This is a genomic window from Streptomyces sp. NPDC087859, assembly GCF_044742595.1.
In the GTDB taxonomy this organism is placed as follows: Bacteria; Actinomycetota; Actinomycetes; order Streptomycetales; family Streptomycetaceae; genus Streptomyces; species Streptomyces canus_F.
This window is the reverse complement of the sequence record NZ_JBIUUU010000028.1, coordinates 57,769-81,206: the sequence shown is the minus strand read 5'-3', so window position 1 is coordinate 81,206 and position 23,438 is coordinate 57,769. Positions and strand designations below refer to the sequence as shown.

Here is a 23,438-nt window from a genome sequence, read left to right as displayed (position 1 = left end):
GCAGTACCGCTCCAAGCACCGCTCGCAGTACTAGGAGACCGATATGCACCGTAGATCATCACAGAGCCGCAGATCCGGAAGCCCTGGTTCCCGGAGGACCATCACCGCGCTCGCTCTCGCCCTCACCGCTCCTCTGCTCAGCGTCCCGCTCACCGCCACCGACGCCGCCGCGCTCACCCCTCCGGTGGCCCTGACCGCCGACGACCTGTCGACCTGGCAGACCAACGGCGTCGTGTACGCCCTCGCCCAGGCCGACGGGGTCGTCTTCGCCGGGGGCACCTTCTCGGCGATCCGCCCGGAGGGAGCCGCCGCCGGGGATCCCACCGAGAAACCGGCCGTGAACTTCGCCGCGTTCGACGCCGCGACCGGTGAACCCACCGGCTGCACTCTGTCGTTCACGGTCGGGGACGGCACCGCGACCGTGCGCGCGCTCGCTGTGTCGCCGGACGGCCAGACCCTGTACGCGGGCGGCTACTTCGGGACCGTGAACGGCGTCGGCGTGAACAGCCTGGCCGCGATCGACATCGACACCTGCACGCCGAGCCCCGACTTCCATCCGGCGGTCACGGCCACCGTGCGGGCGCTGGACGTGACGGACTCGACCGTGTACCTGGGAGGGGACTTCGGCACGGTCAACGGCCAGACGCGGCAACGGTTCGCCGCCGTGGACACAGCTGGCGCGCTGACCTCCTGGACGGCGAACGCCGACGAGCCGGGGCGGGCCGTCGCGGTCACCGCGGACGGGCAGCACGTGGTGGTGGGCGGGGACTTCTTCACCGTCAACGGCGCGAACTCGCACGCCCTGGCCGTCACCGACGCCACCACCGGCGCCGTGACGACGGCGTACCCGCGTGGCTTCTTCCCGGACACCTCCGTCGTCAAGGACATCACCGCCGACGCCTCGGGCGTGTACACCGGAAGCGAGGGCACGGGCGGCGGGGTCTTCGACGGCCGTACGGCCTTCGAGCCGGACACCTTCGCACAGCGCTGGCGCGACACCTGCCTCGGCGCCACCCAGGCGCTTCAGCTGTACCAGGGCGTGGTCTACAGCGCCTCGCACGCCCACGACTGCTCCTCGATGGGCGAGTACCCGGACGGGCAGCGCCGGCATCTGCTCGCGCAGACCACGGCAAATCCGGCGAAGCTGGGCTGGGCACCGGACACCAACGACGGTATCGGCGAGGGCATCGGCCCGCGCGTCTTCGCCCTCGCGCCCAAGAACGGCACCGACTACCTGTGGGTCGGCGGCGAGTTCACCACCGTCAACGGCACGGCCCAGCAGGCCCTGACCCGGGTCTCCTCGGGTCCCGACACCGCCGCACCGACCCTGCCGCAGGTGCGGGTGGAGAGCATCGAGGCCGGCCAGGTCGCCGTGCACTGGCGCTCCAGCTACGACACCGACGACAGCCGTCTCACCTACCGCGTCTACAAGGACGGGGCGAGCACGCCGGTGTACGAGGTGGCGGCCGACTCGCTGCCCTGGTCGCGACCCCAGCTCACCTGGACGGACACGGACGTGGCCGCGGGCGAGACCCACTCCTACCGGATCAGCGCCTCGGACGGCATCAACACGACCTCCCGGTCCGTCGCCCAGTCGGTCACGGTGGCGAGCGCTGCGGACGCGTACGCCTCCAAGGTGCGGTCCGACGGGGCCAACCTCTACTGGCGGTTCAACGAGACCGCCAACGCCTACGCGGCCGACAGCTCCAGCGGCGACGACAGCGGCGTCCACTGGAACGCGCCGACGCAGGCCGTCGCGGACGGGGCCGCCGGCTCCGGCTCGTCGGTTGGCTACACGGGCTCGCAGAGCGAGTGGACGTACACCGACAAGCGGCACGCGACCCCGTCCTCGTACTCCCTGGAAATGTGGTTCAAGACCACCACGACCACCGGCGGCAAGCTCATCGGCTTCGCGAACAAGGTGCAGCTGCCGTCCACGACCTACGACAAGCACGTCTACATGACCAACGCCGGGCGGCTCATCTTCGGCGTCTATTCGGGTGGGGCCCGCACCATCACCACGCCCCAGGCCTTCAACGACGGCGCCTGGCACCACGTGGTCGCGACGCAGGGCGGCGACGGCATGAAGCTGTACGTCGACGGCACGTTGCGCGCGTTGAACTTCACGGTCACCGGCAGCCAGCAGTTCAGCGGATTCTGGCGGGTCGGCGGCGACAACCTGGACAACTGGACGAGCCGCCCGTCCAGCCGGTACTTCACCGGGCAGATCGACGAGGTCGCGGTGTACGGCGGCGTCCTGACGGCGAGTCAGGTCGCGTCGCACTACTCGACCGGGACGGGCTCATGAGGCGTTCCGCCCTTGCGGCACTGCTGCTCCTGCCCCTGCTCGCCGCGTGCGGCGGGGGCGGGAGCGAGGAGCAGCGGACCGAGGCGGCCGGGCGTCCGGGGAGCACTCCCCCTCCGGCCTCTTCGGCCCAGCCGTCGGGCACGCCGTCGAGTACGCCTCCCAGCAAGCCTGCCGCGTCATCCCAGGGACCGAAGGACACGGTCCCCGACGACGAACTCACCCCGGTCACCGGGTCGTTCACCAAGAAGGAGAAGAAGTACCTGTCCGGCCGGGTCCCCGCGGGGACCGACCCGGCGGCGATCCTGCAGGCCGGTCAGGAGACCTGCGACAAACTCGCCGCCACCGCGAAGATCGACCGGGACGCGGTCGTCGGGGCGATCGTCGCGGGCGACATCAAGGGCGCCGAGGACGCGGTCAAGGGCCTGTGCCCAGAGCTGAAGTCCCTGATCGAGGACGCCGAGGGCGGATACGCCGACGGCTCCTACGACGATCCGGTCCCCGGCACCTACCGTGCGCTCACCCCGACGAAGGCCTGCTCATGGTCCCTCGACGGGACGTCGGGCGGCGAGCGCCGGATCACGGTCAAGAAGGGCACCAAGTCCTTCACGTCCAGCGGGTGTTACGCCTGGGCGAAGGACTCGTAGAGGGTGTGGAGGCGGTCGGTGACCGCCTCCAGCGAGAAGGACGTGCGGGACAGCTGCCAGGCCGCCTCGGAGGCTGTGTCGTTGGCGGCCGGTTCCAGGAGGGCGAGGATCTCGGCGGCCAGCGCCTCCGGGGTCCTCGCCACTCCTCCCGCGCCGGAGCGCGCGAGGTCGTCGGCGAGACCGTTGGTGGGGGTGACCACCGACGGCACGCCCACCGACAGGGCCTCCAGGACGGACATCGGGAACGGCTCGTCCACGGAGGGCAGGACGTGTACATGGGTGCGGCGCAGCTCGTCCAGTACGGCGCCGGGCGCGAGGCCGCCCAGGTAGTCGACGGAGTCGGACACGCCCAGGGCGTCGGCCAGCTTCAGCGCGGCCCCCAGCTCGCCTTCGTCGGCCCCGGCCATGACGAAGCGGGCGCCGGGATGTCGGCGCAGCACCTCGGGTACGGCGGCGACGAAGTCCGTCGGCCGTTTACGGGCCTGCATCCGGGCCAGGTAGAGCACCCGGGGCGGACCCTCCGGGCGCGGCCGCTTCTGCTGTGCGGGCACGCCGTTGACGAGCCGCACCCCGTTTCCGGGATCGACACCGCCCAACACCGCGTCCAGGCCCTTGCGTTCGTAAGTGGTGAGGTGCAGGACGGCATCCGCGCGGCGCAGCACCCGGCGTACGGCGAGGGCGTCCAGCACCTTGGCTAGGGCCTTGTCGCTGGGGTCGACCATGCCGTGCGTCTGGACGACCAGTGGGCGCCGGGCGCTCAGGGCGGCCAACGCGATCGGCAGGGTGACCAGGTCGCGGGCGAGGTGGACGTGGACCACGTCGGCGGCCTTGACCATACAGCGGGCGCCGGCGAGCAGGGCGGGCGAGGTGATGCCGCTGAAGCCGGCGCCCGGTATGACGCGGCGGGCGGGGTAGAGCCGGGCGGGGCGGCCGTCGACATCCGCGGGGAGTGGGCCGTCGAAGCCCGAGCCGAGGGCGACGATCCGGGACTCGATACCGCGTGCGGCGAGGCCTCCGGTGAGGTTGACGGCCACGCGGACCGGGCCGCCGAAAGCCTGGGTGGGCGTGTGCAGGGTGACGGCGTGCAGGGCTCTCACGGGGTGGGCTCCTTCGTGGGCCCGTTCGTGGGCTGCTTCGCGGGATCCTTCGTGGGCTCCTTCAGGGCACGGGTGCCGTCAGCCGAGTGCAGGGTGAGGTCGGGCAGGTCGTGCTTGAGTACGGTGCCCGCGGCCACCACGGCGTGCCGCCCGACCGTCACTCCGGCGAGCACGGTCGCGCGGGTCGCGATCCAGGCGCCGTCCTCGACGCGAATGGGCGCGTTGCGGTACCGGAAGTCGGCACTGCGGTGGTCATGGCTGCCGGTGCACAGCAGCGCCTCCTGGGAGACGCAGACGTGGGAGCCGATGGCGAGCGGTTCGAGGTTGAGCAGCCAGGCGCCCTCGCCGATCCAGGTGTGGTCGCCGATGGTCAGTTTCCAGGGCCACAGGACGCGGACGCGGTGCCTTATCAGCACCCCTTCGCCGATCTCGGCGCCGAAGGCCCTCAGCAGGGCGACCCTCACCCGGGCCGGACAGAACCACGCCATGAACAGCGTGTTCATCACACAGAACCAGAGCGCCTGTGCCGCGATTCCGCGTCCCTTGTCATATCCGGACAGGGTGAACGTCCGTAGGTCGCGCATGAGTTACCCCCCTCTCGACTCACCCTAGGGATTCCGCACGCACCTCGCACACAGATCCGTAGACTCTGTGAACTAAACGTAGAGGGAGGCTTATGTCGGCGGGAACTCTGGCCTCCGCACCGCCCGTTGACAGCGTCGGTTCGTCGCGCGGCACGCTCCGGCGCGTCCTGGCGCTGCCGCTCGTACTGAGCCTCACCGTCCTGATGCCGGCCTTTGTCGCGCTGCAGCCCGGCCTGGGCCTGCGCGACCAGGTGTTCTGGCTCCAGCTGGTGCTCACCGTCTACTCGGGCGCCCGCCTCTCCGCAATGATCCTGGGCCACCATCGCAAGCTGCTCCAGGGCACGTTCTGGCTGTTCGTCTACATGGCGATGGGCATCGCCGCGCTCGCGCAGGAGGTGGTGGGCAAGACGCCGGTGCCTGTGGCGGGTTCGCGGTCCGACCTGGACCTGGCGGTGGCGCTCGTGCTGGTGGCATGCGTGGCCTTCGACGCGGGAGCGCTGCTGGTGCGGCCGGGGGCGCGGCCGACCGCACGGACCGTCTTCCGGCCCGCGATGGTGTCCCGGCGGCGGCTCGCCGTGCTCATCGCGGTGGCGTTCGTGGGAAGCGGCCTGTTCGTGCTGAAACTCGGCGGGCTGTCCGTGTTCTTCGCGAGCCGGATGGAGATCACCGAATCGATCGCGTCCAGCGATGTGGCCAGCCCCGGTTCGCAGGCGAGCACGGCGATCCTGCGCGGCTTCGGCACGGTCCCTGCGCTGCTCGCGCTGATGGTGGTGACGCGCTGGCTGATCACCTCGCCACGGGCCCGCAGCCGGCCGCTGCCGTGGATCGCGCTGGTGGCACTCATCGGCCTGAACACAGTCGTCAACAACCCGATCTCGAACCCGCGGTACTGGTTCCTGACCGTCCTGCTCGCCCTGCTCTTCACCGTCTTCCCGCAGAGCCCGGCGATGTACCGGGCGGCCCTGTCGCTGGGCGTCGCGGCGGCGGTGCTGATCTTCCCGTTCGCGGACAGGTTCCGCTACGACGAGGCCAACACCCGGGCCACCGAGACGTCGTCGGTGCTCGAGCCGCTGGTACTCAAGGACTACGACCAGATGGCGATGTTCGCCAACACCATCACATACGCCGACGCGGGCAACGGTCACACCTACGGCCGCCAGCTGGCGGGCTCCGTCCTGTTCTTCGTGCCCCGGTCCGTATGGACGGACAAGCCGCAGGACACCGGCGTGATGGTGAGCGAGTGGATGGCGGCGAGCAACACCAACCGCTCCTCGCCGCTGTGGGCCGAACTCTGGCTGGACTTCGGGCCGTTGGGGATGGTCGCCGGGTTCGGCCTGATCGGCTGGGTGTCGGCCCGGGTCGACCGGCGCTACGCGCACGCCGTGGCACGGCCGGGCCCGGCGACCATCCTCACCCTCGCCGTGCCGCTGGTCGCGGGCTACTCCTTCATCCTGCTGCGCGGCCCCCTGCTCCAGGCCTCGGGCCGGATCGCCATCGGCATCATGTGCCTGGCCCTGATCACGACCCTGCGCCCGGAACGCTGGCGCCGGCTGCACTGACCTCCGCCTCCTGCGGCAAGGGCGCCCGGGTGGCCCATATCCACGCGGCCGCGCCCTTCAGTACCGAGCCGAGGCACAGGCCCCAGGCCGCGCCCGCGACGCCGGTCCACGCGTACCCGGCGAGCAGCAGTCCGGCCGACACCGGCGAGAACACCAGCTGCACGGGCATGGTGGCCCGGGGCGCCAGCACCCGCAGGGCGAGCAGCCCGCACACGCCGAAGGCCATCGCCGTGTACTGGACACCGGTGGCTGGGAGGACTTTCGCGGCCGACTCCCAGGTGTCGCCGAGGAGTTGACGGCCCCAGGACCCGGGCAGCGCGTACAGCACGGCTCCCCATCCCGCCGCTACGGCGGCCAGCGCGCCGCCCGCGATCAGGGCCGCCCTGCGGGGTGCCGGGTGGCGGTTGAGCAGGGGCGGGCCGAAGCCGGTGGCCGCGTTGAAGGCGACGTTGAGCGGGCCGAAGAGGGTGGTCGCGCCGCGCAGGGCACCGACCGCGAGCGGGGTCGCGAACAGGCCGAGGGCAAGGACGGCGAGCTGGCTGGTGGCGTTGCCGACGCCGAACTCGACCAGGAAGCGCCGGCCCAGGTGGCCTCGTACGAGATAGCGCTTCACGTCCGCCCGCTCGCCCGCGACATGCGGTCGCAGCAGCGCGAGGGCCAGCAGCAGGGCGGGCGCGGCGGACAGGCCCCACACCAGGGTCGTGCGGGCCGCGGAGGCGCCGTCCGGCAGGACAAGGAGCGCGGGCAGGGCGGCCGCGATCCTCAACAGATCGGTGAAAAGGGCCAGTTGGGGCTTGCGGAGGACGGAGAAGCAGTAGCGGAGGGTGTCCTGGGTGAGGGTGAACGGCAGGACCAGGCCGAGGGCGGCGAACACCGCGGCGTCGTCGGTCGTGAGGTACGCGCCGCCCGCGAGCAGCGCGCCCAGCACGGCCGAGGCACCCGCCGTGAAGGCGACCGCGCCGCGACAGGCCTGGCGAAGTGGCTGAGCCACTCCCCGGCCCAGTGGCTCGACCTCTCCCCGGTGCAGCACCAACTCCTGCCCGACGTATGCCCCGAACCCGCCGAGGAGCACGCTGAACACCACGTAGGCCGTGGCGAACAGGGCGAAGGTGTCGGCCTCGCTGTGCCGGGCGACCAGGATCAGGACGGTGATGTTGGTGAGCGCGCTGACCGCCTGGTCGAGGACGGAGCACAGGACGGCCGTACGGGCCCTCACCGGCTGCCCGAGGACAGGCTGTCCCTCGCGACGGACTCGCCGGTCAGAGACGAGGGGGTCGCGGGGGCCGAGGTCCGCAGGGATGCGGCGCCCTCGACGCGCCGGCGTCCCATGCGGCGGCGCGGAGCCTGGTGCAGGATCGCGCCGAGGACCTGACCGCCGGCCCCGTCGATGAGTTCGCGGATGCGCTCCAGTGCCGTACGGGCGACCGTACGCGGGTCGCATACGACGACCACGCCGTCCACCCGGTCGACGAGGGCGAGCGCGTCGGCGTAGGAGAGGACCGGCGGGGCGAGCACGACGACCGTGGTGTTCGGGGCGTCGGCCTGGTCGATGAGGCGGGTGGTGGCCGCCGAGGTGAGCGTGCGCGAGACGTGCGGGACGCGGACGCCGGGGACCAGCTCGAAGGTGCCGGACTCGCCCGCGTCGACAGTGATGTGCCGGCCGCCGGGCCACGGGATGCCGTCCGCCACAGCCTCACCGGCCGCCCAGCCGGGGCGTACGCCGGGCGCCTCGGGGAGTCTGCGCGCCAGGTCGGGATGGCGCAGGTCGGCCTCGACGAGCAGGGCGGACATGCCGGTCTCGGCGAAGCAGGCGGTGAGGTTGACGGCGACGACGGCGGCCGTGGCACCCTCGCCGCCAGGTTCGACCACCAACAGCCTTCGCCGGTCGACGAAATGACGGTCGTAGGCGAGCCGGAAGGCCACCGAGCGGTACTGCTCGGCGAGCGCACCGTCGGCGGCGAGCAGCGGTTCCTCCGGGACCCGGGGCAGGCTGCCGAGGACCGGGGCGCGCAGCGCGCGGGAAACGGTGTCGGCCGAGCGGGCCGCCGGGTCGAAGATCATCCGCAGCCAGGCGCCGAGCAGCCCGAGGGCGAGGCCGACCACGCCGCCTAGCGCCATGAGCATGGGCGTGCCCAGGCCCTCCGCCTTGACGGGCTCCTCGGCCTTCACCGTGACGTAGCCGGGTGTGGTGTCGAGTGCCTGCAACTCGCTGATGTCGTTGGTGAGTTCGGTGATCTGGCCGAGCAGGTTGGCCTGCGCCGCCAGGGCGGTGCTCTTCTCGGTGTCGCCCTGCAGTTGGTCGATCTGGTCGAGGAGGTCCTCGCGCTGCTTGGCAAGCGGATCGAGCTGCTTCTTGTAGCCGGCGACCATGTTGGTGACCGTGCCGGTGGTCTGCGTCTCGCGGTAGTCGAGGTAGGCCTGCGCGAAGGCCTCGGCGCCCTTGGCCGCGTCCTTCGGCCGAACGGCGACGTAGGTGAACTTCAGGACCAGGGTGTCGGGCGGGTTGGTCACCTGGAGGTGGCCCTGCAGATCGCCGGCGTCGTTGGCGCTGCGGCCGAGCTTCTCGGCGGCGCGCTCGGCCACCGCGTTGCCGGCGGCGGTCTGCCGTTCGCTGCCGATGTTGATCTGCTTGTCGACCGAAACACCGTTCGTGGCATACGGGTTGATGGTCGCCGCCCGCACCAGCACCTCGCTGGAGGACTCGTACGTCGGGGCCGAACCGTAGGCGAACCAGGCGCCGGCGAGCAGCCCGGCGAGCAGCCCGCCGGCGACCAGGACGCGGTGCCGCAGGACCTGCTGCACCTGGTCGCGCAGGAGCTCCGGCTCGTCCTCCCGCCCGCGTATGTCGTCGTTCATGCGCGTGCCGCTCCTTCTTGCGCGGCGGTGCCGTTCGTGCCGAGCACCTCGGCGAGCAGGTCGTCCAGGCGGCCGAGGCCGGCCGTCGCGCTGAGCTGCTCGGCGGCGTACACGGGCCCGCAGGCCCCGAGGCGGTCCGCCTCGGCGGGATCTTCCGCGAGTTCTCGCAGGGTTCGCAGCAGTGCGGCCGGGTCCTCCGGCGGGACCAGGACGCCCGCGCCGGAGCGGCGCACCTCGTCGGCCGTACCGCCCTCGGCCGCCACGGAGGCGATCACGGGCCGCCCCGCGGCGAAGTACGAGGTGAGCTTCGACGGCACGCTCATGTCGAGCACGGACGCCCGCTGGGTGACCGCGAGGACGTCCGCGGCGGCGAGGACGTCCGGGAAGTCGGCGGTCTCGGCGAGCGGCAGGAAGTGCAGGTTGGGGACGTCACGGGCGCGCTCCTCGAGGGCCGCGCGCTGGTTGCCGTCGCCCATCAGCACGAAGTCGACGCCCTGGTCCAGCCGGGCCGCGTCGACGAGGACCTCCAGGCCCTGCTTGAGGCCCATGTTGCCGGAGTGCAGGACGACTTGGCGGTCCGGCGGCCAGCCCAGGCGGGCCCGGGTCTCTTCCCGCGAGCCGGAAGGGCGGGGCACGTGCGACCAGTTGGGCACCAGTCGGATGCGGGCCGGGTCGACCCCCATCGCCTCCACCCGCGGCCGGAAGCTGTCGTGGATGACGCCGACGAGGGCCGCGCGGCTCAGCGCGTACCGCTCGGCCCGTGCGGCCACGGCCGCCGCGCGGTCGCCACCGCTGATGCCGCTCTGCGCGGCCGCCGCGCCCATCAAGTCCTGGACGACCGGGAGGAACGGCACCCGGTGCCGGGCGGCGATCCGTGCCGCGACCACCGCGCCGGCCAGGCTCGGCATCTGGGCGACCACCGCGTGCGGACGCGGCATGCGGGGCGGCGCGGCCAGCTGGTGGGCGAGCAGCGAGGCCTCGAACAGGGCCCGGAGGAGGGCGGTCTGCCGTGCGGGCACGGTGTGTTTTCGCCGGTGGACGGTGACTCCGCCGCGCGATTCCCGCGCCCGCCAGCGGCCCGCGTAGGCCGGATCGAGCTGCCAGGACGGGTAGTGCGGCATGCCCGCGAGGACATGGGTGTCGGCGCCGCGCGCGGCCCAGTGCTCGGCGAGCTGGGTGGCGTACGGGCCGATGCCCGTGTGCTCGGGCGCGTAGTTGGTGGAGACCACCAGCAGAGTGCGGCCGGTCAGGGAATGGCGCTGGTCGACGTGCTCGGTTCGGGCATGCGTGGGCTCAACTCCGGTCAAAGCCGGTCCCCTTCCCCCCAGAAGCGATCCTTGACCACCTTATCTGTTCACCGGATCTCCAGGTGGGCTTCACAGTAATGTCGTCGGACCATCAACCCGTTCCGACGGGGCGACGTTCACCGTGGGGGGAGAACGCAATGGTTCACCGTGTCGGCTACGCGCCGGGCGTCTACGACCTGTTCCACATCGGCCACCTCAACATCCTTCGGCACGCCCGCAGTCAGTGCGACTACCTGGTCGCGGGAGTCGTCTCGGACGAGATGGCCGAGCTCGCCAAGGGGCGCAAGCCCGTCGTCCCGCTGCCGGAGCGCCTGGAGATCGTGCGCAGCGTCCGGCACGTGGACGCCGCGTTCGTGGAGACCGTGCCGGACAAACTGGAGACCTGGAAACAGGTCCGCTTCGACGTGATCTTCAAGGGGGACGACTGGCGCGGCACCGAGAAGGGCGCCCGTCTGGAGCGCGACTTCGCGACCGTCGGCGTCGAGGTCGTCTACTTCCCGTACACCGTGCACACGTCCAGCACCCTGCTGGGCAGGGCGCTGGACGCGCTCGTCACGCCGGGGTCCGCGGAAACGCGGACAGCTCCCTGAACCACTTAGCGAGGAACGCCACGAGAAACAGCGCGTGCACGACGGCGAGGACGGCGTAGACCGCCCGGAACACGCCGGGTGCGCCCAACGTGAGGAACACCAGGCAGAACACCCCGTAGTCCACCGGCAGCAAGGCGACGGCCCGCAGCCGGGAGGGCGGAGCCGCCGGGGCGTCACCCTGGGGAAGACCCCGCTTGAGCTGCTCGGTCAGCAGCCCGGCGCAGAAGGTGAGCACGGCCGCGAGCTGGAAGCCCAGCGGCACCAACAGCCAGCCTTCACCGGAGAGTTCGAAGAACCGGTAGAAGGCGATCAGTACCGCCGCGTGCAGCGCGACCATCTTCGCGCAGTCCACGACGTGGTCCAGCCACTCGCCCGCCGGGCCACCCTTCCCCGTCAGCCTCGCGAGCTGCCCGTCCGCCGAGTCGAAGGCGAAGCCGACCACCAGCGCGGCGTACACCGCCACCGCCAGCGGCCAGGACGGCCGTACGAGTGCCACGGCCGTGATCCCGGCGAAGGTGAACGCGGCACTCACCAAAGTGACCTGATTGGGTGTCAGCCCCACCCGATACGCGCCCGCCGCCAGGATCCGCCCGGCCGGCCGGTTCACGTATCTCGAATAGAGCGACACCCCCTTCGCCGACTTCTGCGCTCCGCGCAACGCCGTAAGAGTCCCCACGAGCCCCCCTCGCGTCCCCATACCGCAACAGTGAACGACATGATGACACGAGGTGAACGGACGTTCGGCGGGCTGAGAACTAACCGATGTCGACGGAATACGACTTGGTGTCCAGCCGGCCGGTCCCCTTGAAGACCTCGGTGCCGGCCTCGATGCCGGAGACGTACTTGTCGTTGCTCAGCAGCTTGCGCCGGACGAGGCCCTGGGTGAAGTCGTCCAGGTCGAGCGTGGCCTTGGTGGTGTTGGTGCGGCAGACGAAGGAGTAGACCTTCCAGCCGATGGCGCCCTGGTAGATGTCCCACATGGCGCCGCCGAGGCTGACGGAGCCGTACTTGGTGCCGAGGGGTCCGGCGCCGCCCTGTCGGTTGAGCCAGATCATGATCTCGTCGGTGGGCTGGTCCTGCCAGTCGGCGGTGTTCTTGTTGCGCAGCCACAGGTCGTAGGCGACGTTCATGACGCCCGGGTTGGCGCTGACCGTGAACTCCCAGCTGGTGTTGACCTTCTTGCGGTCACCGACGCGGATCGGCAGCCTGGTGGACGATTTGTCGACCTTCCAGCCCCAGCGCCAGCCGAGGACGGTGGAGGCGTAGGGCTTCACGTCGCAGTCCTTGCCGGTGGCGCTGTTGGCGAAGCTGTAGTCGGCACCCCACGAAATGGTCGATCCCGACTGGGAGTTGGACCCCACGCACTGGGTGCCCGTGTACTTGCCCTCGTTCCAGAGGTTGTTGTTCCCGTAGTACTTGCCGAGCGTGATCGTGTCGAAGGCCGTGCACTTCTTGCTCGACTCGTCCGCCTGCGCGACGGTCACATCGACGGCCGCGGCGAGCGCGACCGTGCCGGAGACGAGGGCCTTCGCCTTCTTGGAGAAGCGGGGGCGGCGGTGCTGCATGGGGGCGGTCCTCAGGAAGGGGGCTGATCGTTTACGTCCCTCGGCCAGTCCCTCCTCGCCCGACCTGCGGGCCAGCAGGCGCGGTTCGCCGCCCGCGGGTGTCAGCCGGGCCAGCAGGACGTACGGCCCGAGCAGGCGCGCGTCGTCCAGGCTCAGCTCTTCCATGCGATCCCCCCATCGCTCCCTGTGGCTCCCGGGTGCGCGCCCGCCGGCCGGCTCCGCGGGGTCCGCCCGGTGCGAAGGCGTACGCCGGGGCACGACACTCGCCCGGCTCTCCAGCAAGCGCATTCCCTTGAGCTGCTTGACCAGGTACTTCATCTGCGCCTGGGCGCTCTGCGGGATGCGGCGGGTGAGCGCCCCCTCCAGCGCGCGGTCCAGGCTGTCCCCGGTCGAGTCGGCCACGGTCGGCTACTCCCCTTCACCGGCACTCTGGTTGGTTTTGATGAGTTTGGCGAAGTTGAACACGGCGCCCGCCGCTTCGAACTGGTCTTCCGCCCACAGCACGGTCTGGATGCCCTGGTGCTTGACCATCCCCGAATCGCACATATCGAGATCGGCTCATCGGATCAGCGAGCGCAAGACCGGAACGCTCAGGCCCGCGGCACCCAGCCCCGCCGGGACCGCTCCGGGTGCCGAGAAGTCAGAGAGGTAGGTCAGACCGCCAACGACCAGCCCGATGACGACCGCGGCCAAGAGAACAATGGCGGTGTGCATGCTGCCGAAGGGGGCCTCAGGCGGCGACCTCACGTGCGCGCCAGCGGTTTCGGTAACGATGATGGCCACTCATACGTCGTGACCTTCCTGACACCCCACGCTCGACTTCTGCGCACCGCAACCCGAAAAAGATCTTGAAAAGGCCCGTGGGGGCCTCTGCGGCAGGCGACTTACAAGGGGACGTCAAGGGAGCCGGCCCCGTGCCGTTCGGGGCGGCGGCGACAACCGGAAAGGGGAGGCGATGGGGGGCGGCGACGAGGCCGCAGGCGATGAGGCCGCAGCCACTCGCGCCCGGCGCCTAAGACCGTGTCCTACGTGGTAAGGCGGACGAGTCGCTTGTAGCAGCAGAGGGCGGCAGCAAGTCCGAGAAATGCCAGGTAGTTGAGGGGGTGGCGATCGTAGCGGCGACTGAATCTGCGGTAGCCGGACAGCCACGACATCGTGCGCTCAATCACCCACCTCCGGCGCCCTAATCGCTCGCTGGATTCGATGCCTTTCCGCGCGATGCGTACTCCGATTCGCTTCTATCGGAGCCATCTGCGCAGGTCGGCGCGGTCGTAGGCCTTGTCTACGTGGAGGCGCTGGGGCTTGAAGTACCGGCCGCGGTGAGGGTCGTGTTTCGATTGGTGGCCCTCGATCATGGGCTTCAGCCCTTCGCTGTCGTGGACGTTGCCGGCCGAGATGCCGACGAGGAGGGGCAGTCCGTTCGCGTCCGACAGGACGTGCATCTTGGAACCCGGCTTGCCCCGGTCCACGGGGCTCGGACCTGTGTGTTCGCCCCCTTTTTAGCCCTGACGTGGGCGGTGTCGAGTACGACGCGGGTGACGTCGATGACGCCGGCGTCGTCAAGGCGGTGCAGGACCGCTTCGTGCAGGCGACCCCAGGCGCCGGCACTCGACCAGATCAGGAACCGGCGGTGTCGCGTTGATGGCTCGCACGGCGCTCGCCGCCCCGCATGTTGATTGACTAGATGCCAGTCGGGTTGTCGTGCGTGAGCCCCGACTCTGCTCGACTCGGTGGAGATGCGCGTAGGCGGAGGCGAGCCTGTCGCTGGTCATCACCAGCGGCCTCCAGATCCGCCGCATCGACTGCGCGAGGCCATCGCGGCGGGCTCGGACGCGGAGTACCACGAGGAGGACTTCCGGTGAACTTTGCCGCCGCGTGCCCCTCGTGCACCGGGGTCTACTCGGAAGACCAGGTCAGTCCGGGTCCCCGGTGGCCTGGAGGCGGCGCAGGGCCAGGATCAGATTGCCGCTGCCGAACGTCGCGAGCGCGGCGACGCCCCACAGGGTCGCCGCGACGCCGGCCCGGTCCAGCACGGCGCCCGCGGCCAGGAAGCCCAGCGGCCCGGCCAGGGTGCTGATCGTGACCACGGCCTGCAACACCTTGGGCCCGAAGCCGTCCGGCAGACGGGCGGAGAGCAGGCCCATCAGCGGCGCGTTGGCCAGGGGCGCGGCGGCCGATGACAGGCCGACGGCGACGACGAGCACGCTAGCCGGCACGGGCACCAGGAGCGTCCACAGGGGCAGAGCAACGCAGACCAGGGCCGTACAGGCGAGTCGTACGGGGGCGACCCGTGCCGCCAGCACATAGGCGGCCACCGAGCCCACCAGGCCACCGGCGCCCAGGGCGGCGATCAGCAGGCCGCCGACCCTGGCGTCCCCCTCGAACCGGGCGAACGCCAGCACCGGCATGGTGATCATCAGGGTCCGCAGCATCAGCCCGAACACCACGGTGGACAGCATCGCCCGGCTCAGGAACCAGTCGCCGCACAGATGCCGCACCCCCGCCCACAGGCCGCGTGGCCCGGCCGCGGACCCTGCGGCCCCGCCACCTCCTGCCGGGACGCGGCGCAGCAACAGCAACCCGGAAAAGGCGAACGTGGCCGCGTCCAGCCACACCACCGATGTGGTCCCCACCAGCGGGATCAGCGCGCCCGCGAGCGCCGGTCCGGCGAACGCCGAGCCGTTCTGCACACCTTCCAGCGCGCTGTTGGCGCGGGCCAGAGAGCGGGCGTGCGGGCTCAGCAGTTCCATCGCCAGCACCCGCTGTGCCGCGTGGTAGGGAACGGCCAGCGCCCCGAGCGCCACGACGATCGCCACGAGGACGGCCAGATTGAGCGCGCCCAGGGTCTGTAGCAGCGGGATCAGCGCCACCACCGGAGCGCGGGCGAGATCGGAGACGACCATGGTCCGGCGGGCGCCCAGGCGCTGGATGACCTCTCCGCCCGCGAAGCCGAGCAGCGCCATGGGCAGCACCTGGGCCGCGAAGACCAGGCCCGCCCGGGTGGCCGAGCCGGTGGTCTCCAGCACCAGCCAGGGCAGCGCGAGCATGGTCATCTGGGTGCCCAACGCCGTCACCGCGCCCGCGGCATAGACCGCCGTCAGCGCACGGCTCGGCCTGCCACCCGGTGTGCCGTTCGGCGCTCCGCCGGGTGGGACGGGGGCTGCGCCGGGCCGGGTCGCCGCGATCGTCATCGGGTCGCCCCTTTCTCCTCGGTGGGTCCGGGCCATGTGGTCGCCCCCGCACCCTGTCGCCCGCCCACCGTCCGGTGCCAGGGAAGGACCGGCAGTAGCTCACGGCCGGTGCCGCTGCGCTTTCTTCCCTGCCACGCAGCCCGCCCGTCCGGCAGTGTGATGGCCGTCGGAGCCCACCACAGCCAAGGCCACCGGCGGCGGAAGCGGACACCAACGAAGGGAGGGACGGCGATGAGCGGCGGTATCGGAACGGCGGTGCACGTCCCGTCCTTCGCCGCCCGCGACGGACGGCGAGCGGTCGAGACCCGGTATGTGGACGGTCTCCCGCAGATCGTGGCCTGGGATCTGATGACGGGTCAGCGCCGTCAGGCGACCACCGCACCGCTGGGTGTGGAGACCGCCGCCATCGAGCCGGACGGCCAGGGCCTGTGGTGGTTCGACGCCGCTCCAGGCGGTCAAGGCCGCTGGCTGCGCGGGCCGTTCGAGGGCGGGCACTCGCGCCCGGCGCTCGACGGCGTACCCGCCGGGCGGATGCACGGCCTGGCCTTCGACCCCCGCAGCGGCCTCGCCGCCGTCGGCGTCGGGGTCGCGGACCGCTCGCGGTACTACCTCGGCCGACCGGGCGAGCGCGCCCGCCTGGTGGCCGAGGAGCCCGGCTATGCGGCAGTGGTGGGCCTGGCCCCCGGCGGCCGACTGCTGGCCACCGCGGGGTGCCCGGCCGGACCGGCCGCGGTCCGGCTGTGGTCACCGGCCTCCGGCGTCCTCATGGACGCCATCCCCGGCGCAGCGGGGGACGGCGGCGCGGTGTGGGCGCTGGGCTTCCGCCCGGACCTCACCACCGCACGGCCGGAACTGCTGCTCGTCCTCGAACGCGCGGGCCGCTACACCCTGGCCTTCTGGCGGCAGGGCGAGGGGATCCATGCGCACGGTCCCGGCTCCGCCCTCGACTTCGATACGGAGATCACCGCCTGCTGGTACGGGCCCGGCCGCACGGCGCTGGTTCAGCAGGACCGGGCGGGACGCAGCCGCCTGCTCCGCGCCGACCTCGACCGCGGTACGACGACGGTGCTTCCCACGCCCGAGGGCACGATCATCGACTTCTCCTGCGCACCCGACCGCACGGTCCACTGCCTGTGGAGCCGCGACGGCGAACCGCCCCGGCCACTGATCTGCCACCCGGAAAGCCCGGAAAGCTCGGAAAGTGCGGAGCACCCGAAACCCCCGGAACGTCCCGACCGCTCCGGCCACTGCGGCCGCTCCACGACGGCGTCACGCGGCACGGCGCCCGGCGCAACGACCGGATCCAGGCACCGCGAGCTGTGGACACGTCGGCCGTACGGGCAGATCCACAGCTTTGTGGCCACCCCGCCCGGCCGCAGGGCGGGCCACCGCCCCTGGCCGACGGTCTTCCTCGTCCACGGCGGGCCCCACACCCACGACCGGGACGCCTATGACGCGCGGACCGAGGCCCTGGTCCGGGCCGGATTCGCCGTGGTGCGCACCAACTACCGCGGCTCGACGGGCTACGGCCCCCGCTGGCGGGACGACTTCGGCCACCGGGTCGGCCTCGCCCAGCTCGAAGACCTCGCCGCGGTGCGCGGCCACCTCATCGACGCGGGAGTCTCGGAGCCGGGCCGTACCGGCCTGTGCGGCTACTCCTGGGGCGGCTATCTGACGCTGCTCGCGATGGGCGTCCAGCCCCGGCTGTGGGACGTGGGGCTGGCCGTCGCCCCGGTGGCCGACTACACGGCGGCGTACCGGGCGACGACGCCAGCGCTGCGGGAGGTCGACGACCGCCTCTTCGGCGGCACCCCCGAGCAGGTGCCACACCGCTATCGCGCAGCCTGCCCGATGACCTATGTGGGCCGCGTACGCGGCCCGCTCTTCCTCGCCGCCTCGGCGGACGACGAGAAGTGTCCTCCGGAACAGATCGAGCGCTATCTCGCCGCGCTGCGGCGCCGTGGCGTCCCGCATCGCGTCCGGTGGCTCGGCGGCGGGCACGACGTGGGCCGTGACCCAGCCGGATACGCCGCCGCCTGGGCCGCCATGGTGCGCTACGCCGACGACAGGCTGCGCGCCTCCCCCAGAACCGCCGACCGCCGCAACAGCGGGCGGACCGGCTCGCACCACCCCGTCCACCACACCGAAGAAAGGTCAACCCCATGAAGCGTCACGGACTGCGCGTCGACCCCATCAGCGCCACCGAGCGGGAGCGCGGGCTCATCATTCATCCGGACACCCAGGCCGCCCTGGACAAGGCGGTCCCGGTCCGGCCGAACGGCCCGGCGCGGACCTGCACCACCCGCACAAAGAAGAACACGGAGAAGAAGTCGCCTCTGCAGTGAGCCCAAGCAGCGCCGTAGCGGGGTGCCACGCCCGGCACCCCGCCGCGGGGCCGGCCGTACCGGTGAGGACAGGAAAACATCATGACCACAGCTACGGCAGCAACGGCAGCACCCCGGACGAACAGTCCCCGGGCGGACAAGCACCGGCCGGACAAGCCCGAGACGACGCAACCGCGCCAGAAGCCGCCGACGTTCCTCAGCGACCCGTACCCGACCCTGGCCAGGATGCGGCAATCGGCCCCGGTCTCCGTGCTGCACAGCGACGGCGGCCTGCGGCTGTGGATCATCCCGCGCTACGTCGATGTCCGGGCCGCGCTCTTCGACCGCCGCTTCGCGCAGGATGTGCGGCGCGCCCAGGCCCTGGCCGACAGCCGGGTCGAGGGCGTCAACCTGGGCAGCGAGATCACCCATATGCTCAGCAGCGATCCGCCCGACCACACCCGCCTGCGCCGCGTGGTCCAGGCGGCGTTCAGCCGCAAGCGGGTCGAGGCGATGCGGCCGATGGTCGAGCGCATCACCCACGAACTCCTCGACGGGCTGGACACGGCAGCCGCGCGCCACACGACCCGCACCACCACCGCCACAGTGGACCTGATACGTGACTTCGCCTTCCCGCTGCCGATCCTCGTCGTCTGCGAACTGCTCGGTTTCCCGCCCGAGGACCGCGACCTCTACCGGCAGTGGTCGACCACCATCGTCACCCAGGAGGGCGACCACGCGGCGTTCCGGCGAGCCGTCCAGGAGATGGGCTCGTACGTCCTGGCCATCGCCAACCGGCGTATCCGCCGCAATGACCGTCCCGCCGATCTGCTCACCGAGCTGCTGGCGGCCCGCGAGCGCGGGGAGCTCACGGACGACGAGATCGTGGGCATGGTCGCCCTGCTGCTGATCGGCGGGCATGAGACCACCGTTAACCTGCTGGGCACCTCCTGCCTCGCGCTGCTGCGCGATCCCGGCCAGGCCGCCTGGCTGCGCGCCGATCTCACCCGGATGCCCATGGCCGTCGAGGAGTTCCTGCGCTACGACTCCCCCATCTGTATGGCCACCACCCGCTTCACCACCGAGCCGGTGGACATCGGCGGGGTGGAAATCCCGCAGGACGAGTTCGTGCTGCTGTCCCTCGGCGCGGCCAACCGCGACCCGGCACGCTTCAAGGACCCCGACCGCCTCATCCTCGACCGCCAAGACGCCGGCCATCTCGCCTTCGGCGGTGGCATCCACCGCTGCCTCGGGGCCCTGCTCGGCAAGCTGGAGACCGAGATCGCACTCACCGCGCTCTTCGCCCGCTTCCCCGGAACGACCCTGGCCTGCCAGGAGCGCGACCTGCGCTGGCGCAACACGATGATGCTGCGCGGCTTGGAGGCACTGCCCCTCACCCTGCGCCGCTGCCCCCCGCCCTGACCCGGCCGCCCGCGCCAGTTCGCCCGGCAGCTGATCTCCCTCTCCGATCGGCACGGCATCAACGTCGAACACGACCCGGTCTACAGACGCGCCCAGGCCTGAGTCCGGCCCCCGCGCCCAGGACTGGCCGATGGCAGAAGAACTCCCTTCCACCGCCCCCACCCGCGTGATCGACAAGCAGGACCAGAACGTCGAACAGCACCGGGACGCACTCGTCTCAGACTCCGCCGCCCAGCTCGCCGAGGTCGAGCACGTGCCCGGCGCGGAACGCCGTCTGTTGCGCGCGCTTCAGCGCGACCACGAGGAGGGCAACAGCGGGCGCGGCCACTGGGACCACTAAACCACCACAACTGAACTCGCCGACACAGCCCAGGGCTTACGGCGCACGCGGGCTCAGTGTGGATCCGGCAAGGGGGCAAGGCCCAGCGCTTCCTGGCGGTAGCGGTTAACCGCCGTCCATACGGCCTCCGGCTCCGCCGCGAGTTTGGCCCGGGCGGCGGTGAGGCGGTCGATGAGTTCGGGGCCCGCGTCGCGCAGGGCCTGGAGGCGGCGGGGCAGGCGATCGGAGATGTCGTCGGCGAAGGTGCGCAGCAGCGCGGCGCCCAGCCCCAAGTAGGCCCGCACTTGAGTGAGTGCCTTGGCGACTTCATACTCGCCGGCGGTGCCGAGGGGCGTGTTGCCGAGGACTTCCTCCCAGGCGTCGGCGCGGGTTGGGGCCTCGGAGGCGCTCGCGATCCACCGGGCGACGGCGGGGGCTTGGGGACTGGTTAGGGCGGAGGCATGGCGGCTCTGGGCGGAGAGCACGGTACGGGCGTCGTCCTCGATCAGGCGGAGCACCAGTGCGCGCATGTCCGTGGTGTTGTGCAACGCTCGGTCTGTCGCCAGGCTCATCACCGTGCGCAGCAGGTCGCGCGGCAGCCCGCCGGAGAGTATCTGGCACACCCACAGATACGGGTCGGGAAGCCACACACCGCGCAGTTCCAGGAGCCTGCGTGCCTGTGCGAGGTCCAGTGGCCGCACGGCGACAAGCTGGTCGAAGGCGCTGTCGAAAGCGGTACGTATGTCGACCACATGCCTGCCGAAGGCCGTCAGGGCGTCTTTGGAGACCGCGACGAGGAAGTGACAGCCCCTGATACCGAAGACCACCTTGAGGTCGTTGAGGAAGCGTTCGGCTGCCTGGGCGTCGCCGAGCTTGTCGAGTTCGTCGATGCCGATGACGACGCGCCCGCCGGCATGGCGGCGCTCCAGCGCGATCATGTCGAGCAATGCCCGGAAGCGGGCCACCAGTTCGGGGTAGGTCAGTACCTGTTCGGTGTGTTGGATCTGGGCGCTGTCGGAGAGCTAAGCGGCTGGGTGAAGTTCGGTGTTGCTTGTCGGATCCGGTCGCGTTGCCGCTGCATCGCCCGGTCGACGGCTGCGTCGATGGCCTCGGTGCTGGTCTGGGCGCGCTGTGGGTAGTCCTGGTACTTCGCCTGGCGCCAGACCAGCTCGATGTCGTTCAACTCCGGGCTGTATGGCGGAAGATAGAACAGTTCCACCCCGATCTTCGCCAGCTGGCGGCGGCGCCCCTTGAACGCCTTGGCCACGTGCGCCGAGGCGTTGTCGAGGACGACCGTGCACGGCTTGCGGCGCTCCCAGACCGGCATGACATCGGCGCCGAGGCCGTCGGCGGCCAGGTCCAGCACGGCCGCGCCGCCGCCCAGGCCCGCCAGCCGCACGCAGACGAACTCCAGCAGCACCGCCGCGTCGATCTTGCCGCTGGTGTGCTGCCAGACCAGGTCGGGGGCGGTGCCGACGATGTGGGCGCCGAGCACGTTGACCCGACGGTTTCTGGTGTCCTCGCGTGGGACCACCACCCGTTGCCCGATCCTCGACCAGGTGTAGCCGGTGGGCATGGTCGGAGCGAACCCGGACTCGTCCAGGAAGATCAGGTCGCGTTGTCCGGCGTCGGCGGCCTGCCGCAAGGCCGCAAGTCCTCCAGCTCGGCCCGGGCGGCCTGCTGGAGGACGGGATCGGCCTGGTGCCGGATGCTGTCGCGGGTGCGTTTCCAGCGGAACCCGTCACGGCGCAGCAGTTCCCACAGCCAGTACGCGGAGATTTCCACGCCCCGCTCGTCGCGGAGCCAGTCACGCAGGGCCGGGGCGGTCCAGGTGATCCCCGCGGCGGCCGATGTGTCCAGCAGGTCGGCCAGCTCGGCGCGGTCCTCGGGACCCAGGATCCTGGCGGGCCGACCGGGCCGGGGCGCGTCCGGCAGCGCGTCCAGCCCGCCCTTCTCGAAGCGGTGGACGGCGGCGCGGACGGTGACCGGGTTGCACTCCAGCAGGTCGGCGACCTCGGTCACCGTCCTTCCCCGGTCGAGCAGCCGGACGCACTCCGCACGCAGGCGGGTATGCCGGGCCAGGCCACGTCGGCCCAATAACTCACGCAGGTCACGACGCTGATCATCGGTCAGCTCGAGATCGAGGTGCTTCGGCATCACGTCCCTCCCGCAGGACGCCTACCCACACCGCAGCCGACATCACCCAGACCGCTTAGAGCCAACGGCATTGCCTTTAGTCCAGGGAGACGGGCTCGCAGACGTGTGGTGGGCAGAAGCCCTCCAGCGCGGTGTCCAGCAGCTCCAGTTCGTCCGTGCCGCCGTTCGCCTCCGGGCCGTAGACGGCTATCGCGAACCTGTCGCCGCCGTCCACGACGAAGCGCGCGTCGTAGACGTGCCAGATGCCCACGTCGGGGGCGTTCCTGACGGAGTCCGCGAGGTACTCCAGCCGCAGGCCGGCGAACCGGCCGTCGGCCAAGGGCTGGAGGTCGAGTTCCCGGAAGCCGGGTGCCTTCCCGACCCGGTCGGACAGGAACTCGTCGAAGGACGCCTGCGGGGTGGCCTCCTTCACCTGGTACACCTCGATCCGGTGCTCGCGGTCGGGGCTGTCGTAGGTGACGACCGCGATGCCGAACTTCGACGGCGCGGTCGCGCGCGACCACCCGACGGGGCGCCCGACGCGGAAACCCTCCTGGTCGTCGTACAGCTCGTACCCGGCGTCCAGCTCGGGCACCGAGGCGGACGCCCCCACGGTCGGCTCCTCCGATGCCGATGCCGATGCCGACGCCGTGTACGGATCGCTCTGCTGCGAGACGGTGGCCACCGGCGACGAACTCACCGCGGTCGACGGCTTGTCGCCGCCCCCGACGACGGTCGTCAGCACCAGCGCCACGGCGACCCCGACAACGACGGCTCCACCGACGACGGACCACACGAGCCGGCGGTTGCCGCCGCTGGCCGCCGGGGCCGTTCCCGGGACGAAGGCGGGCTGCCCGACGATCGGCTCGTCCGGCGACCAGATGCCGTCGGAGCCGTCGTGGGCTCTCGGCCCGTGCCAAGTGCTCCCCTCTCCGGTTCCGGGCCAGTCGGCCGAAGGGGGAGGCGGGGACGCTGACGGGGACGAGGCCTGCCACGGCCCGCTCGGCGAGGGCGGTGCATACCCCGGCCGGCTCGGCGGCGGTGTCGTCGGCGCCGCCGACCCGCCCCCGCCGTCGCCCTCCTCCCAGCGCTGGGTCTCGTCGTTCCAGTACCGCGCTCCCCCGCCCATCCCGTCCCCCTTCGCTCCGCGCCGGCAGCAGGCCGGCCTACATCCCCAGCAACCCGGCCACCGCCCCGGCCGACGCGACCAGACCCACCAACGCCTGTGAGTCAGCGAGGAGTTGACGCAGCCGCTCACGCCGCGTCGGCGCCGCCCGGCCTGTCGTGATGATCTCCTCCTCCGTCTCCGCGAGGGCCGTGTCGAGGGCGGCCGTGGCGTCGGACGCCCGCAACCTCGTGAGGTCCGCGCGGAGTTCTCGTACGGCGATCAGGAGCTCCTCCGCGGCCTGGTCCCGGGGGACGGCCGCGCCCTGGTTCATCTCGGCGCGCGCGTGGTTGCCGACGGCGAACGCGCTGCCGTGCACCCCGCCGCTGATGTGGATGCCCGGTTCGTCCCTGGCCATCGCTACCGGCCCC

General features: G+C 71.4%; 23 protein-coding genes and 1 pseudogene. 8 read left to right on the top strand and 16 right to left on the bottom strand.

Annotated features, from left to right (window positions below; genetic code table 11):
• Positions 1-43: 43 nt before the first annotated feature.
• Both ACIOHP_RS45225 and ACIOHP_RS45220 read left to right on the top strand, forming a co-directional pair.
• A complete protein-coding gene (locus ACIOHP_RS45225) occupies positions 44-2,308 on the top strand; it encodes a LamG-like jellyroll fold domain-containing protein (protein ID WP_401896942.1) in 2,265 nt (754 codons plus the stop codon).
• A complete protein-coding gene (locus ACIOHP_RS45220; RefSeq protein WP_401896940.1) occupies positions 2,305-2,952 on the top strand; it encodes a hypothetical protein in 648 nt (215 codons plus the stop codon). Before ACIOHP_RS45225 ends, ACIOHP_RS45220 begins: the two co-directional genes overlap by 4 nt.
• Here ACIOHP_RS45220 and ACIOHP_RS45215 read toward each other — a convergent pair.
• Together ACIOHP_RS45215 and ACIOHP_RS45210 are read right to left on the bottom strand one after the other, a co-directional pair.
• Complete coding sequence (locus ACIOHP_RS45215) at positions 2,928-4,049, bottom strand: glycosyltransferase (RefSeq protein WP_401896937.1); 1,122 nt, start codon at positions 4,047-4,049, stop codon at positions 2,928-2,930. The genes ACIOHP_RS45220 and ACIOHP_RS45215 overlap by 25 nt on opposite strands.
• Positions 4,046-4,633 (bottom strand): WcaF family extracellular polysaccharide biosynthesis acetyltransferase, encoded by a 588-nt coding sequence (locus ACIOHP_RS45210; RefSeq protein WP_401896934.1) that lies wholly within the window; start codon positions 4,631-4,633, stop codon positions 4,046-4,048. Before ACIOHP_RS45210 ends, ACIOHP_RS45215 begins: the two co-directional genes overlap by 4 nt.
• Positions 4,634-4,725: 92 nt before the next feature.
• On the opposite strand from ACIOHP_RS45210, the gene ACIOHP_RS45205 reads away from it, so the two are divergent.
• The gene (locus ACIOHP_RS45205; protein WP_401896933.1) at positions 4,726-6,192 is read left to right on the top strand and encodes a hypothetical protein; all 1,467 of its coding nucleotides are present in this window, start codon (positions 4,726-4,728) and stop codon (positions 6,190-6,192) included.
• On the opposite strand, the gene ACIOHP_RS45200 is transcribed toward ACIOHP_RS45205, so the two are convergent.
• The 3 genes from ACIOHP_RS45200 to ACIOHP_RS45190 are packed head-to-tail and all read right to left on the bottom strand — an operon-like array spanning position 6,152 to position 10,277.
• Complete coding sequence (locus ACIOHP_RS45200; RefSeq protein WP_401896930.1) at positions 6,152-7,408, bottom strand: hypothetical protein; 1,257 nt, start codon at positions 7,406-7,408, stop codon at positions 6,152-6,154. The genes ACIOHP_RS45205 and ACIOHP_RS45200 overlap by 41 nt on opposite strands.
• Positions 7,405-9,048: a lipopolysaccharide biosynthesis protein gene (locus ACIOHP_RS45195; RefSeq protein WP_401896928.1), complete on the bottom strand. Its 1,644-nt coding sequence runs from the start codon at positions 9,046-9,048 to the stop codon at positions 7,405-7,407. Before ACIOHP_RS45195 ends, ACIOHP_RS45200 begins: the two co-directional genes overlap by 4 nt.
• Positions 9,045-10,277, bottom strand: a complete 1,233-nt coding sequence (locus tag ACIOHP_RS45190) for a glycosyltransferase (RefSeq protein ID WP_401897025.1) — start codon at positions 10,275-10,277, stop codon at positions 9,045-9,047. Before ACIOHP_RS45190 ends, ACIOHP_RS45195 begins: the two co-directional genes overlap by 4 nt.
• 215 nt (positions 10,278-10,492) lie before the next feature.
• Between ACIOHP_RS45190 and ACIOHP_RS45185 the strand changes: the two genes are divergently transcribed.
• Positions 10,493-10,945 carry an adenylyltransferase/cytidyltransferase family protein gene (locus tag ACIOHP_RS45185; RefSeq protein ID WP_401896926.1) on the top strand — a complete coding sequence of 151 codons (453 nt, stop codon included), beginning with the start codon at positions 10,493-10,495 and terminating at the stop codon, positions 10,943-10,945.
• On the opposite strand, the gene ACIOHP_RS45180 is transcribed toward ACIOHP_RS45185, so the two are convergent.
• The 6 genes and pseudogenes from ACIOHP_RS45180 to ACIOHP_RS45155 form a co-directional block, all read right to left on the bottom strand.
• A complete protein-coding gene (locus tag ACIOHP_RS45180; protein ID WP_401896924.1) occupies positions 10,908-11,642 on the bottom strand; it encodes a CDP-alcohol phosphatidyltransferase family protein in 735 nt (244 codons plus the stop codon). The two genes, ACIOHP_RS45185 and ACIOHP_RS45180, sit on opposite strands and share 38 nt — an antisense overlap.
• Before the next feature lie 58 nt (positions 11,643-11,700).
• Positions 11,701-12,912 (bottom strand): hypothetical protein, encoded by a 1,212-nt coding sequence (locus ACIOHP_RS45175; protein ID WP_401896922.1) that lies wholly within the window; start codon positions 12,910-12,912, stop codon positions 11,701-11,703.
• Between the two features lie 6 nt (positions 12,913-12,918).
• On the bottom strand, positions 12,919-13,041 hold the full coding sequence (locus ACIOHP_RS45170; RefSeq protein ID WP_401896921.1) for a hypothetical protein: 123 nt from the start codon (positions 13,039-13,041) through the stop codon (positions 12,919-12,921).
• Positions 13,042-13,068: 27 nt separating this feature from the next.
• A complete protein-coding gene (locus ACIOHP_RS45165; RefSeq protein WP_401896920.1) occupies positions 13,069-13,293 on the bottom strand; it encodes a hypothetical protein in 225 nt (74 codons plus the stop codon).
• Between the two features lie 242 nt (positions 13,294-13,535).
• Positions 13,536-14,152 (bottom strand): annotated as a pseudogene (locus ACIOHP_RS45160) (IS5 family transposase); the annotation flags it as partial.
• Between the two features lie 271 nt (positions 14,153-14,423).
• Positions 14,424-15,701, bottom strand: coding sequence for an MFS transporter (locus ACIOHP_RS45155; protein WP_401896918.1), 1,278 nt, complete (start codon positions 15,699-15,701; stop codon positions 14,424-14,426).
• Positions 15,702-15,932: 231 nt separating this feature from the next.
• Here ACIOHP_RS45155 and ACIOHP_RS45150 point away from each other — a divergent pair, with 231 nt between their 5' ends.
• From ACIOHP_RS45150 to ACIOHP_RS45135, 4 genes are all read left to right on the top strand, one after another.
• A complete protein-coding gene (locus tag ACIOHP_RS45150; RefSeq protein WP_401896916.1) occupies positions 15,933-17,867 on the top strand; it encodes a prolyl oligopeptidase family serine peptidase in 1,935 nt (644 codons plus the stop codon).
• A complete protein-coding gene (locus ACIOHP_RS45145) occupies positions 17,864-18,046 on the top strand; it encodes a hypothetical protein (RefSeq protein ID WP_401896915.1) in 183 nt (60 codons plus the stop codon). Before ACIOHP_RS45150 ends, ACIOHP_RS45145 begins: the two co-directional genes overlap by 4 nt.
• An 81-nt stretch (positions 18,047-18,127) precedes the next feature.
• A complete protein-coding gene (locus ACIOHP_RS45140; RefSeq protein WP_401896913.1) occupies positions 18,128-19,447 on the top strand; it encodes a cytochrome P450 in 1,320 nt (439 codons plus the stop codon).
• 130 nt (positions 19,448-19,577) lie between these two features.
• The gene (locus ACIOHP_RS45135; RefSeq protein WP_401896912.1) at positions 19,578-19,787 is read left to right on the top strand and encodes a hypothetical protein; all 210 of its coding nucleotides are present in this window, start codon (positions 19,578-19,580) and stop codon (positions 19,785-19,787) included.
• 53 nt (positions 19,788-19,840) lie between these two features.
• On the opposite strand, the gene ACIOHP_RS45130 is transcribed toward ACIOHP_RS45135, so the two are convergent.
• The 5 genes from ACIOHP_RS45130 to ACIOHP_RS45110 all read right to left on the bottom strand — a co-directional run bounded on the left by ACIOHP_RS45130 (position 19,841) and on the right by ACIOHP_RS45110 (position 23,425).
• A complete protein-coding gene (locus ACIOHP_RS45130; RefSeq protein ID WP_401896911.1) occupies positions 19,841-20,731 on the bottom strand; it encodes a hypothetical protein in 891 nt (296 codons plus the stop codon).
• 14 nt (positions 20,732-20,745) lie between these two features.
• Positions 20,746-21,411: a transposase gene (locus tag ACIOHP_RS45125; RefSeq protein ID WP_401896909.1), complete on the bottom strand. Its 666-nt coding sequence runs from the start codon at positions 21,409-21,411 to the stop codon at positions 20,746-20,748.
• Entirely contained in the window at positions 21,375-21,923 is a 549-nt protein-coding gene (locus tag ACIOHP_RS45120; RefSeq protein WP_401896906.1) for a helix-turn-helix domain-containing protein, read from the bottom strand. Before ACIOHP_RS45120 ends, ACIOHP_RS45125 begins: the two co-directional genes overlap by 37 nt.
• Positions 21,924-21,999: 76 nt before the next feature.
• The gene (locus ACIOHP_RS45115) at positions 22,000-23,031 is read right to left on the bottom strand and encodes a hypothetical protein (protein WP_401896905.1); all 1,032 of its coding nucleotides are present in this window, start codon (positions 23,029-23,031) and stop codon (positions 22,000-22,002) included.
• Positions 23,032-23,068: 37 nt separating this feature from the next.
• On the bottom strand, positions 23,069-23,425 hold the full coding sequence (locus ACIOHP_RS45110; RefSeq protein ID WP_401896904.1) for a hypothetical protein: 357 nt from the start codon (positions 23,423-23,425) through the stop codon (positions 23,069-23,071).
• Between the last annotated feature and the right edge of the window lie 13 nt (positions 23,426-23,438).

What these genes read in the sequence shown, in the direction of transcription:
- ACIOHP_RS45225 (WP_401896942.1), top strand. Translation starts at nt 44, where the DNA reads ATGCACCGTAGATCATCACAGAGCCGCAGATCCGGAAGCCCTGGTTCC.
- ACIOHP_RS45220 (WP_401896940.1), top strand. Translation starts at nt 2,305, where the DNA reads ATGAGGCGTTCCGCCCTTGCGGCACTGCTGCTCCTGCCCCTGCTCGCC.
- ACIOHP_RS45210 (WP_401896934.1), bottom strand. Translation starts at nt 4,633, where the DNA reads ATGCGCGACCTACGGACGTTCACCCTGTCCGGATATGACAAGGGACGC.
- ACIOHP_RS45205 (WP_401896933.1), top strand. Translation starts at nt 4,726, where the DNA reads ATGTCGGCGGGAACTCTGGCCTCCGCACCGCCCGTTGACAGCGTCGGT.
- ACIOHP_RS45195 (WP_401896928.1), bottom strand. Translation starts at nt 9,048, where the DNA reads ATGAACGACGACATACGCGGGCGGGAGGACGAGCCGGAGCTCCTGCGC.
- ACIOHP_RS45185 (WP_401896926.1), top strand. Translation starts at nt 10,493, where the DNA reads ATGGTTCACCGTGTCGGCTACGCGCCGGGCGTCTACGACCTGTTCCAC.
- ACIOHP_RS45180 (WP_401896924.1), bottom strand. Translation starts at nt 11,642, where the DNA reads ATGGGGACGCGAGGGGGGCTCGTGGGGACTCTTACGGCGTTGCGCGGA.
- ACIOHP_RS45170 (WP_401896921.1), bottom strand. Translation starts at nt 13,041, where the DNA reads ATGGTCAAGCACCAGGGCATCCAGACCGTGCTGTGGGCGGAAGACCAG.
- ACIOHP_RS45155 (WP_401896918.1), bottom strand. Translation starts at nt 15,701, where the DNA reads ATGACGATCGCGGCGACCCGGCCCGGCGCAGCCCCCGTCCCACCCGGC.
- ACIOHP_RS45150 (WP_401896916.1), top strand. Translation starts at nt 15,933, where the DNA reads ATGAGCGGCGGTATCGGAACGGCGGTGCACGTCCCGTCCTTCGCCGCC.
- ACIOHP_RS45145 (WP_401896915.1), top strand. Translation starts at nt 17,864, where the DNA reads ATGAAGCGTCACGGACTGCGCGTCGACCCCATCAGCGCCACCGAGCGG.
- ACIOHP_RS45140 (WP_401896913.1), top strand. Translation starts at nt 18,128, where the DNA reads ATGACCACAGCTACGGCAGCAACGGCAGCACCCCGGACGAACAGTCCC.
- ACIOHP_RS45135 (WP_401896912.1), top strand. Translation starts at nt 19,578, where the DNA reads ATGGCAGAAGAACTCCCTTCCACCGCCCCCACCCGCGTGATCGACAAG.
- ACIOHP_RS45120 (WP_401896906.1), bottom strand. Translation starts at nt 21,923, where the DNA reads ATGCCGAAGCACCTCGATCTCGAGCTGACCGATGATCAGCGTCGTGAC.
- ACIOHP_RS45115 (WP_401896905.1), bottom strand. Translation starts at nt 23,031, where the DNA reads ATGGGCGGGGGAGCGCGGTACTGGAACGACGAGACCCAGCGCTGGGAG.
- ACIOHP_RS45110 (WP_401896904.1), bottom strand. Translation starts at nt 23,425, where the DNA reads ATGGCCAGGGACGAACCGGGCATCCACATCAGCGGCGGGGTGCACGGC.